We start from the raw sequence: 10318 nt of genomic DNA, 5'->3' as shown, positions 1-10318 counted from the left end.
CCGAGCTGACGGCGGACGATACGGTGCTGGAGGTGGGGCCAGGCATCGGCACTCTGACCCAGGGACTGGCGGAAAGCGGCGCAAGAGTTGTCGCCGTGGAGCTGGACAAGCGCTTGCTGCCTGTTCTGGCTGCGACGCTGGACGGCTATGACAACGTGCGCATCGTCAACGGCGATATTTTGCAGGTGGATATTATGCGGGAGGTGGACGCGCCGGAATTTAAGGTGTGCGCCAATCTGCCCTATTATATTACGACGCCGATTATTTTTGCGCTTTTGGAAAAGCGTCTGCCCATGGAGCGTTTGGTAGCCATGGTGCAGAAGGAAGTGGCCGAGCGTATGGCGGCGCAGCCCGGCGGCAAGGATTACGGCGCGCTGTCCGTAGCCATTCAGTATTATACGGAGCCGGAAATTGCCTTCATCGTGCCGCCCTCCTCCTTCATTCCCGCCCCGGCCGTGGATTCTGCGGTCATCGTGTGCAAGCGCCGCAGCCAACCGCCGGTAGAGGTGTGCGACGAAGGCTTATTCTTCCGCGTGGTCAAGGCGGCCTTTTCCCTGCGCCGCAAAATGCTGAGCAATTCGCTGAAAAATATGGGCGTCACCGGCGAACAGGCCGGGCGCTGGCTGGAGCGGGCGGGCGTCGACGGCAAGCGCCGCGCCGAAACCTTGAGCCTGGAGGAATTTGCGCGGCTGACCAATACCTTTGCCCAAGCGTGCAGATGATTCATATTTAATAACGAAAATACATACAAAAAAGCGACGGACATTGCAGCTTAGACGTCCGTCGCTTTTGTCGTTTTCATATTATTTTTGCAAGAAAAAATTTGGGCTGCCGCTTAATCTATCAGCTTGATTTTGCGCCAGCCGCCGCTGCGCCAACGGTAGATAAAGACGCAGGCGCGCAGAATTTCGTCCGCGCACATGGCCAGCCAAACGCCGATGAGCCCCAAGCCGCAGACAATGCCCAGAATGTAGGAGCCCAGGGTCGCGGTAAGCCACATGGAAATCAAGCCCGTCGTTACCGGCCATTTAATATCGCCCGCCGCCTGCAGGGACATAACCATAACCATATTGACGGCGCGGCCCATCTCCAAAAAAATTTCAATGAGGAAGATATGCCGCCCCAGCTCTAAAACCTCGGGATTATCGGTAAAAATACCGTAAATAAAATCGCTGTTCAGATAAAGCACGAAGGTCAGCGCGCCGCTGATGAGCACGCCCAGGCGAATAGTTTTCCACACGCGGCTGCTGACGGCGTCCAGATTGCCGGTGCCGATTAAAAAGCCGACGATGATTTGCGTCGCCATAGCCAGAGATTGCGTATAAACGTAGGTGCAGTTGGCGATAATGTAGGCGTAAATCTTCGTGGTAATGACCACCAGCCCCATGACGTTGACGAAACGCATAATGACCATCTGGGAGATTTGGTAGGAAAGGGATTCGCCGCCGGAGGGCAGGCCCAAATAAAGAATTTTAAAAAGCGTATGCTTGGGAAAGGGCGTAAGATACTTCCGGGACAGGCGCACGTCGATAAAGCGGCGGAAGAAATACATAATGAGCAGCAGGCCCAGCACCTTACTGGTATTGGTGCTGATGGTAACGCCCAGAACGCCCAAGGAGGGAATGGGGCCGAAGCCGTGAATCAAAAAGCAGTTGCCCGTAATATTGATGACGTTCATAATAATGGAAGTCATCATGGTGACTTTCAGCAGGGAATAGCCGCGGAAGAAGGAAATAAAGGAGATGTAGGCCGACTGCACGATAATGAACAGACCGATATAACGCAGAAACAGCGCGGCCTCCGCCCAAATTTCCGGCGGCACGTCCAAAAGATGCAGAAAGAAATCGTCAAAAACAAATAATACCAAGCTGATAGCGCCGCCGAGGACCAGGTTGGTCAGCAGGGCGACAGTGCAGACCTCTGCGACCTTTTCCTTGTTGCCCGCGCCCCGGTGCTGGGCGATAAGAATTGTAGCGGCCATGCTGATAACGCTGAGCGCGATAATAACGATATTGATGATTTGATTGGCGTTGCCGACAGCGGCCACGGAATGCTGGGAATAACGGCTCAGCATAAATTGGTCCACGTTGCCGACCATCATTTGCAGCAGAATTTCGATGAAGATAGGCCAGGTCATTTTAAAGACGGACAATCTTTCGCCGTGCTCTTTGAATTTACTCATGTTTTGCCCCCTCGCAGGCGCGGCAGGTGAAAATATATCCGGGGCTCGCTGTCTGTGTAAGCGGCTGCGTGCCGTCGGCGCGGATTTTTCCCGGATAAGCCTGCCAGCGCCCTTTTCTCGGCGATTAACGCCTTGCTAAGCTTGAGATATTATACGCTCAGCCAAGGGGCTTGTAAAGCGGCGGCTAAATTATTTCACAAGATTTTTACATGGGGCGGGGTTTAGGGTAACGAATCGTTATAGGAAAGAGCGTTCGCTTAAATCTTCGTTTTGCGGCATTTTCAGCCGCCGCGCTTTTTTATTTTCTATCTTAGTCTTACTATAATTTTCAGAATTTTCGAATTTTAATAGCATTTTTCTGAAAATTTTTATATAATAGTCCCGTCGACAATTTTATAGACGGGCCCGTCATATTTAGGCAGGTTTGGCCAAGGCCGTACTCTGCCCGAAAGGACGGGACAAAATGAAAACCGAAAAACGCATCTCCAACTACGCTGCCGCGCCTGCACTACGCGGCGCAGCTCGCAAAACCGCTTTAGCGAAGCAGGACGCAATTTGCGCCAGCTCCGCTTTAAACCAAAGCGCAGGCTCCCTTGCGAAAACGCGCAAGCCGGGCGCACATTTCAAAACCGCCGCTAAAGGCTCGCGTCAAGCGTCAGGCAAGGCTTACGCCCGCCTCTCCGCCGGCGAATTGCGCAAGCTGGTCGCCGCCGCGCAGCGCTTCGAGCAGCCTGCTATCGACAAGCTGTGCGCAGCTTTTGAACCCTTGGTCTACAAGGAAGCTCACAATAGCAATATTATCAAAATACTGGGCGACGATTCTGTAAATACCGCTTGGGAAAGTTTTTTGAATTTTTTGCAGCGGTACGATAATAAAAGCTATCGGCGTTTTCCCACGCTGGCGCGTATCAATTTGCGGTATGAACTGCTGCATAAGGCTTTCAGGAATAATTCTGTTCAAGATAGCGTCATTCTTGATGAAACTGACGCCGATGGCAGAAGGCTAATCAATCCGTCGGATAAAAACGGTTTAATGGATAAGCTGCATGATAAGCATTTGGCGGAAGATTTATTAGACTCGCTTACCAAAAAGCAGAGGGAAATTATTGTGGCGACTGTTATCGAAGGCTATACGTTGGAGGAATTTGCTCGTGCTAAAGGCATTAACTCTGCTTGCGCTTATCGTTTGCGTAAGCGGGGGTTAGCTTTGCTGCGCGCAAAATTGAGGTAAATTTCGTTTTAGTAAATTAAAACTGAAAAATTTATGTGAATTTTTTTGAAGGACGTTCTGAAAATCTTTAGGGGTTTTTGGGGCGTTCTTTTTTTAGGGTAACGAAATGTTCTAGGAAAGAATGTTCGGATATATTTTGGGTTTGGAGTTCTGGCGTTACGTTCTACTTCTACCGTAGAACTCTATAATATTTTACTAGCCAATAGGTAGAATTTACTAACGTAAATTCTAGTAGAAATAGACATGGCAAGAAAAAAAGACGAAAAAGAAACCAAGTAAAGAAAAAGCAGAAAAAAAGAATCTATATACAATATGGCAAAAAAATCTAAAAATCATACCTTCGATTGCAAAAAAAAAATAAAAAAATTTTTCCTCTGCCCATGGTATGATTTTCGTTAAAAAACGCCATATTGTATATAGGGGGTAAATTTACACGCGCCATTCCCTCGTAAAATTTTTCAAACGGCGCAATTTGAAAGGAGCGAATGCTTATGATTGTTGCTGGTCCTCCTGAAATTTCTTTGCCGGAGCTGGAAGGGCTGGCCTGCCGGGCGCGGGGCCAAATCCAGCGGCTGTACCTGCACTGGACGGCTGGGCGCTACGGCCAATTCTTTAGCGATTACCACCTGAACATTGGCGGCGGGGGCGAAATTTTTCAGACCTGCGTCAGCCTGACGGAGCGCAAGGCCCACACCTGGCGGCGCAATACCGGTGCGGTGGGAATCGCGCTGTGCTGCGCTTACGGCGCTTTTTTGGACGCGGACGGCGAGCCTGTTTACCCGCAGGGCTTTGAGCCGACGCAGGCGCAGGTAGCAAAATTGGCGGCGGTAATCGCAGTTTTGTGCAAGGGTATGGGACTGCCGCCGGACGCTGCGCACGTCGCCACTCACTGCGAAGTTGCGGAGCTGGACGGCTACGGCCCCGGCAGCGGCGATGCGGATTTGCGCTGGGATTTGGCTTGGCTGCCGGACGCTCGGGGAATTTTACAGCCCGGCGGCCGGCTGCTGCGCCAACTGGCACGGGAGTATGAGGAAGTTAAAAATACTACGAAAGGAGGTGAAATTTATGTCCGCTAACAAAATTCTGACTTACCGCAGCGTAAGTCTGGAAATTCCCAACGGCTACGACGACGAGGGCAATGAGAAGTTCGTTGCCCGCAACATCGGCCGCGTGCAGCCGTCTGTCAGCGACGACGTGCTGCTGGAAGGTATGCGCAAGCTGGGTTCTTTGATGAGCTCTGCGCCCAACAGAGTCGTGCTGACGGAAAAATACGAGCTGACGCAAACGGCGTAAGGCCCATTCTCCCCCTGTCTGCTCGTAAGCTCGCAGTCACCCCCCTCTAAGAGGGGGGACAAAACTAAAGTGTAATGCTAAACTCTTGTGCCACCTCGTTGAGGGGGCTGTCGCTGAAAGCGACTGGGGGAGTTTATCAAACCGAAAGGAGGTGAAATCTATGGCTAAGGTAAAAGACGGCGACAACAAATCTTTGGAGCTGGTGTTCCGCACTAAATTCGGGCGCACCAAAACCATTATTATCTACGACCAGAAGGACGACGCCACTAACGACGAGTGCATCGAGGTGGCCCAGTATTTCCTAGACAATAATATTCTGCTCTTGTCCCACGCGGAGGACGAGCTGACAGAGCTGGCGGAAGCCCGCTTCCACACCTGCCAGTACGCGGAGCTGCTGTAAAGCATTCTCCCCCTGTTTCGCTTACGCTCAACATCCCCCTCTAAGAGGGGGAACAAAACTAAAGCGTAATGCGAAAGTGAAGTGCCCCCTCTTTGAAGGACAAGGTGAAAGTAAAAAGCTAAACTCTTGTGCTCCCTCTTTGAGGGAGCTGGCATTTTGCTTGCAAAATGACTGAGGGAGTTTTAAAAGCCAGCTGTCACCGCAGGTGACTGAGGGAGTTTGCAGATTTGCAAAATGACTGGGGGAGATTATAAAAAAATCGAAAGGAGGAACCTATGGAAGCAGAACAGTTGATGAACGCCATCGGCAATTACGGCTTTCCCATGATTGTGAGCTGTTATTTGCTGATTCGCATGGAAACGAAGATTGAAAAACTGTCCAACAATATCGAAGCGCTGGCCCGCGTGCTGGCGGCGGATAAGTAAAGGAGCAAGCAAGATGAAAATGCAAATCAAGCCGGTGAAGATAAAACACGAGCCGCTGCTGGAAATGGCGCGGCTGGCTAAGGGCGAGCGTGAGCGCACCCTTTTTTTACATTATACCTGGGGGCGGTGGGGCGAGGTGTTCGACGAATTTCATTTGTGTATCGACAAGGCGGGCGAAATTTACCGGCCCCGCCTCCATCTTTTGGATAATATTCCGGACTGGGGCTTTTTGTCCGGCGATATCCACATAGCGCTGTGCTGCGGCAAGGATTTGCGCTATACCAACAGCGGCCTGCTGTTCGACAGCAAGCGCCGGATTATTTGCGGCGATTACCCTACGGAGCTGCAAATCGCCCAATTAGCCCTTGTGGTCGCCATTCTTTCCCGGGGTTTGGCGCAGGAAATTTGCTATCGCACAGTCAAGACCATGTACGAGCAGCATATGGCGCAGCTGTATTTTACCGGGCGGGACGATTTTTCGCGGGATTTGATGTGGCTGCCTGCGCGGGAAAATTCGCGGGAGCTGGACTTTGGCGGCGTGTGCGTGCGCAAGCGGGCGCAGGCTTATATGCAGAATTTTATCGAGCGCAAGCTGCTGGCGCCCCGGGCGCTGCCCGCCGCAGTGCAGTCGCTGTTTGCGTAGTGGGAGGCGGTGCTTATGCAGCTACAGCTAATCAAAAACGAGCAATTTAAAATCCGCACGGTGCGGCGTAACGGCGAAACGTGGTTTGTGGGCCGCGACGCAGCGGAAATCCTAGGCTATACCAATCCGCACAAAGCGGTTATCGACCATGTGGACGAGGACGACCGCTTCCTAGAACGAATCGTTACCCAAAAGGGCGTTCGTAAAGCCGTTGTGATTAATGAGATTGGCATTTATTCGCTGATTTTATCCAGCAGCTTGCCTGCGGCCAAGGATTTTAAGCGCTGGCTGTGCGGCGAAGTCATCCCCTCGCTGCGCCAAAACGGCGCGTATCTGACGGACGCGGCTTTAGCCGCCGCCCGCCAAAATCCGGAGGAATTGCAAAGGCTGACGGACAAGCTGGCGGAGGAACGGCAAAAGCATATCGCGACGCTGCAGCTTTTGGGCCAGCGTGAAACTGCCTTGCAGGAAAGGGACGCGCTCATCGAGCGCAAGAACGCTTATTTTGTCCGCAACAAGCCGCGTATCGACTTCGCTAAGGCTGTTTACGAAAACCGTACGGCGATTTTGGTGGGCGAAATGGCCAAGCTCCTGGCGCAGAACGGCGTGGAAATCGGCCAGAACCGTTTTTTTGAATGGCTGCGGGAGAACGGCTATTTGCAGCGCAAGCAGGGGCAGATGTGGAATATGCCTTACCAAAGGTGTGTGGACGCGGGGCTGTTCATTATCAAGGAAAGCGTGGCCGCATCGCCCCGGGACGGGCGCGAATACATTACGCGCACGCCCATGGTGACGGGTAAGGGTCAGCGCTATTTTATCAGCAAATTTTTGCAGACGAAGGACGAGGAGGCGCTGGCGGTGCTGGACGCAGAAGAATTGCGGCTGCAAGCAGAAAACGCGGCGCAGGCTGACGGCGCAAACGCGATGGCGGCGGCGAATCGCAAGGGGCAAAAGGCAAATCAGAACGCTGACGCTCAAGCGCAAGGCGTAAACGATAAGGCTAAAGTAAAGCGCGAGGAGGAAGAAGATGGAGAAAGTTTGGAAGCTATTGACGATTCTTGGGAGGATAGCGAGCCTGTGGAACTGGAAACAATCGACGAACCGGCGGGAGAAGAAATAGCGGAGCTGGCGGCGGACGAGTGGTAAGGATATGCAGGGAGCGGCAAAGCGAGAAAAATTTTCGCCTGCGGCTTTATTTTCACAGTTAGTCATTGACAACCGCAGAAAAAAATAGTATAGTGTTCTTAAACAGGAACAATAAAGAAGAGCTGAATGAGGGACTATGGATCTTATCGAAGGGCTTACTAATTTTAATTTGACTAAGCAGGAAGCGACGCTGTATGTGCTGCTGCTCAAGGCCGGTCAGCTGACGGGCTACGAGGCCGCCAAGCAAACGGGGATTTCGCGCTCCAATACCTACACGGCTTTGGCCGGACTGGTGGACAAGGGCGCGGCCTATGTGCTGGAGGAAGGCAAGGTGACGCGCTATACGCCGGTGGCCCCTGCGGAATTTTGCGCCAATAAGCTGGACAGATTGGCAGAGATTAAGGAAGATATTCTCAGCCGGCTGCCGGTGCTGCAAAGCGACGCGGAAGGCTACATCACGATTAAGGGCGAGCGTGAAATCATCAACAAGCTGCGCAATACGGTGCGTCAGGCGCAGGCGCGCATTTATGTGTCGGCCAACGCTCGGGTTTTGGCGCTGCTGCGCCAGCCGCTGGCAGAAGCGGTGGCCCGCGGGCTGAAGGTAGTCGTTATCAGCGATAAGTCCTTTACGCTTCCGGGCGCAATTTGCTACGGTACAGTCAAACAAAATGAGCAAATACGCCTGATTGCCGATTCCCGCACGGTTTTGACCGGGGATTTGGAGGACGCGGAAGATTCCAGCTGCTTGTATTCCTGTAAGCGTAATCTGGTGGATTTATTTAAGGAAGCTTTGAAAAACGAGATCGCGCTTATTCAACTTACGGAAAGGTGATATATATGTCGAAGAAAGTACCCTTTGTAACTAAAGAGCAATTAGAGAAAATAATCGCCCAATATCCCACGCCCTTTCATCTGTACGACGAGGCAGGCATTCGCCGCACGGCGCGCCTGCTGTACAAGGCTTTCGCGTGGAACAAGGGCTTTAAGGAATATTTTGCCGTGAAGGCTACGCCTAACCCCTACCTGCTGCAAATTTTGCGCGAAGAAGGCTGCGGCGCCGACTGCTCCTCCTATACGGAGCTTTTGATGAGCGACGCTGTGGGCTTTAAGGAAAGCGAGATTATGTTTTCTTCCAACGCTACGCCGGCGGAGGATTTTCGGCTGGCGCGCAAGCTGAACGTCACGATAAATCTGGACGATATTACGCATATCGATTTTTTGGAAAAGACAGCCGATATTCCCGACACCATCAGCTGTCGTTATAATCCCGGCGGCCATTTTGCTATCGCCAATAATATTATGGATAACCCCGGCGACGCTAAATACGGCATGACCCATGAGCAGATTATCGAAGCTTATAAAATTTTGCTGCAAAAGGGCGTGAAGCATTTCGGCATGCACGCTTTTCTGGCTTCCAACACCGTGACCAACGCTTATTATCCGGAGCTGGCGCGGATTTTGTTCAAGGTGGCCGTAGAGCTGAAGGAAAAAACCGGCGCGCATATCGAATTTATCAATTTGTCCGGCGGCATCGGCGTGGCTTATCGCCCCGAACAGCAGGATAACGATTTAATGGTTATCGGCGAGGGCGTGCGTCAGGCTTACGAGGAAATTTTAGTGCCGGCGGGCATGGACGACGTAAAGATTTTTACGGAGCTGGGCCGCTTTATGCTGGCTCCCAACGGCGGCTTGGTTACGAAGGCTATCCACGAGAAGCACACCTATAAGGAATATATCGGCTGCGACGCCTGCGCGGCCAATTTGATGCGTCCGGCTATTTACGGCGCTTACCACCATATTACGGTGATGGGCAAGGAGGACGCGCCCTGCGACCACAAGTACGACGTTACCGGCGGCCTGTGCGAAAACAGCGATAAATTCGCTATCGACAGAATGCTGCCCAAAATCGATATCGGCGACCTGCTCTTTATTCACGACGCGGGCGCGCACGGCTTTTCCATGGGCTACAATTACAACGGCAAGCTGCGCAGCGCGGAAATACTTTTGCAGGAGGACGGCAGCGCTAAGCTGATCCGCCGCGCCGAAACTCCCGCCGATTATTTCGCAACCTTCGATTTCAGCCCCGAATACGGCGCGAAGCTGGAGGCGGAAGCACAGATAAAAATGTAAGCGTCCGGCCGGCGTTTAACAAACAGAAAAATCCGTCACACAAAAATTGCTTGTTGGACGGATTTTTTTATTATAAAATTGTTTTAGAATATTCAGAGCGGCGGCCGGGCCGTGCCGTTTGCGGATGGAGGGTAATTATGGAAAATAAATACGCCGTTTACGAGGAGGCGCTGGCCGAGGAATTGATCCCGGCCATGGGCTGTACGGAGCCCATCGCTATCGCCTATTGCGCGGCCGTGTGCCGCGAGCAGCTGGGCTGCTTTCCGGAGCAGGTAGAAATTTGGGTCAGCCGCAATATTATTAAAAACGTCAAGAGCGTGGTCGTGCCCAATACCAATCAGATGAAGGGCATCGAGGTCGCCTGCGCCGCAGGCTTGGTCGCCGCGCACCCGGAGCGCCAGCTGGAGGTGCTGGCTTATATCGACGGTCGGGAAAAAGAAACGATTAAAAAATTGGCGCAGTCCGGCGTGATTAAGATTCACGTTTCCGAAGAGCCTGATATTTTTTATATTCGCGTTTTCGTCGCGGCAGGCGGGCAGAACGCCGAGGTGACTATTCGCACGGACCACACCAATATCACTGCTATAAAAAAGAACGGCGCGACGGTTTTGGAAAAACCAATCGTGCCGGAGGCTGCGGGAGCGGCGCAGAGCGTGTGGACTATCGAGGACGTTTTGGACGCGGCGCGTAATATGCCGCTGGATAACGTACTGCCGTTGTTAAAGCGCCAGATTGAGTACAATATGGCTATTTCCGAGGAAGGCCTGGCGCATGATTACGGCGCGAGCATCGGCAAAATTTTGCTGCAGCGCGACCCCGAAAGCCTGCGCACGCGGGCGCGGGCTACGGCGGCGGCTGGCAGCGACGC

The 10318-nt window shown here is 52.5% G+C and carries 11 protein-coding genes and 1 pseudogene; 11 read left to right on the top strand and 1 reads right to left on the bottom strand.

Annotation, left to right across the window (positions count from 1 at the left end):
• Nucleotides 1-722 (top strand): 16S rRNA (adenine(1518)-N(6)/adenine(1519)-N(6))-dimethyltransferase RsmA (gene rsmA / locus QZ105_RS09325; RefSeq protein WP_293729647.1); only part of this gene is annotated, 722 nt, incomplete at its 5' end.
• A 113-nt stretch (nucleotides 723-835) separates the two neighbouring features.
• Here rsmA and QZ105_RS09320 read toward each other — a convergent pair.
• Entirely contained in the window at nucleotides 836-2182 is a 1347-nt protein-coding gene (locus QZ105_RS09320) for an MATE family efflux transporter (RefSeq protein WP_293729646.1), read from the bottom strand.
• A gap of 463 nt (nucleotides 2183-2645) precedes the next feature.
• Between QZ105_RS09320 and QZ105_RS09315 the strand changes: the two genes are divergently transcribed.
• From QZ105_RS09315 to QZ105_RS09270, 10 genes and pseudogenes are all read left to right on the top strand, one after another.
• A complete protein-coding gene (locus tag QZ105_RS09315) occupies nucleotides 2646-3413 on the top strand; it encodes a sigma-70 family RNA polymerase sigma factor (protein WP_293729645.1) in 768 nt (255 codons plus the stop codon).
• Nucleotides 3414-3904: 491 nt separating this feature from the next.
• Nucleotides 3905-4489: a peptidoglycan recognition family protein gene (locus QZ105_RS09310; RefSeq protein WP_293729644.1), complete on the top strand. Its 585-nt coding sequence runs from the start codon at nucleotides 3905-3907 to the stop codon at nucleotides 4487-4489.
• Entirely contained in the window at nucleotides 4479-4706 is a 228-nt protein-coding gene (locus tag QZ105_RS09305) for a hypothetical protein (RefSeq protein ID WP_293729643.1), read from the top strand. Before QZ105_RS09310 ends, QZ105_RS09305 begins: the two co-directional genes overlap by 11 nt.
• Nucleotides 4707-4866: 160 nt before the next feature.
• A complete protein-coding gene (locus QZ105_RS09300) occupies nucleotides 4867-5106 on the top strand; it encodes a DUF2922 domain-containing protein (protein WP_293729642.1) in 240 nt (79 codons plus the stop codon).
• Nucleotides 5107-5381: 275 nt separating this feature from the next.
• Entirely contained in the window at nucleotides 5382-5531 is a 150-nt protein-coding gene (locus tag QZ105_RS09295) for a YvrJ family protein (RefSeq protein WP_293729641.1), read from the top strand.
• A gap of 13 nt (nucleotides 5532-5544) precedes the next feature.
• On the top strand, nucleotides 5545-6174 hold the full coding sequence (locus tag QZ105_RS09290; RefSeq protein ID WP_293729640.1) for a hypothetical protein: 630 nt from the start codon (nucleotides 5545-5547) through the stop codon (nucleotides 6172-6174).
• A 15-nt stretch (nucleotides 6175-6189) separates the two neighbouring features.
• Complete coding sequence (locus tag QZ105_RS09285) at nucleotides 6190-7320, top strand: phage antirepressor KilAC domain-containing protein (RefSeq protein WP_293729639.1); 1131 nt, start codon at nucleotides 6190-6192, stop codon at nucleotides 7318-7320.
• 136 nt (nucleotides 7321-7456) lie between these two features.
• A complete protein-coding gene (locus tag QZ105_RS09280) occupies nucleotides 7457-8152 on the top strand; it encodes a TrmB family transcriptional regulator (protein WP_293729638.1) in 696 nt (231 codons plus the stop codon).
• Between the two features lie 5 nt (nucleotides 8153-8157).
• Nucleotides 8158-9450 (top strand): diaminopimelate decarboxylase, encoded by a 1293-nt coding sequence (locus QZ105_RS09275; protein ID WP_293729637.1) that lies wholly within the window; start codon nucleotides 8158-8160, stop codon nucleotides 9448-9450.
• 137 nt (nucleotides 9451-9587) lie between these two features.
• Nucleotides 9588-10318: pseudogene (locus QZ105_RS09270) on the top strand (serine dehydratase subunit alpha family protein); the annotation flags it as partial.

The organism is uncultured Phascolarctobacterium sp., assembly GCF_905212365.1.
GTDB lineage: Bacteria > Bacillota > Negativicutes > Acidaminococcales > Acidaminococcaceae > Phascolarctobacterium_A.
Note: the sequence above shows the minus strand (reverse complement) of the source record. Positions and strands in the feature narration are given on the sequence as shown.

What these genes read in the sequence shown, in the direction of transcription:
- QZ105_RS09320 (WP_293729646.1), bottom strand. Translation starts at nt 2,182, where the DNA reads ATGAGTAAATTCAAAGAGCACGGCGAAAGATTGTCCGTCTTTAAAATG.
- QZ105_RS09315 (WP_293729645.1), top strand. Translation starts at nt 2,646, where the DNA reads ATGAAAACCGAAAAACGCATCTCCAACTACGCTGCCGCGCCTGCACTA.
- QZ105_RS09310 (WP_293729644.1), top strand. Translation starts at nt 3,905, where the DNA reads ATGATTGTTGCTGGTCCTCCTGAAATTTCTTTGCCGGAGCTGGAAGGG.
- QZ105_RS09305 (WP_293729643.1), top strand. Translation starts at nt 4,479, where the DNA reads ATGTCCGCTAACAAAATTCTGACTTACCGCAGCGTAAGTCTGGAAATT.
- QZ105_RS09300 (WP_293729642.1), top strand. Translation starts at nt 4,867, where the DNA reads ATGGCTAAGGTAAAAGACGGCGACAACAAATCTTTGGAGCTGGTGTTC.
- QZ105_RS09295 (WP_293729641.1), top strand. Translation starts at nt 5,382, where the DNA reads ATGGAAGCAGAACAGTTGATGAACGCCATCGGCAATTACGGCTTTCCC.
- QZ105_RS09290 (WP_293729640.1), top strand. Translation starts at nt 5,545, where the DNA reads ATGAAAATGCAAATCAAGCCGGTGAAGATAAAACACGAGCCGCTGCTG.
- QZ105_RS09285 (WP_293729639.1), top strand. Translation starts at nt 6,190, where the DNA reads ATGCAGCTACAGCTAATCAAAAACGAGCAATTTAAAATCCGCACGGTG.
- QZ105_RS09280 (WP_293729638.1), top strand. Translation starts at nt 7,457, where the DNA reads ATGGATCTTATCGAAGGGCTTACTAATTTTAATTTGACTAAGCAGGAA.
- QZ105_RS09275 (WP_293729637.1), top strand. Translation starts at nt 8,158, where the DNA reads ATGTCGAAGAAAGTACCCTTTGTAACTAAAGAGCAATTAGAGAAAATA.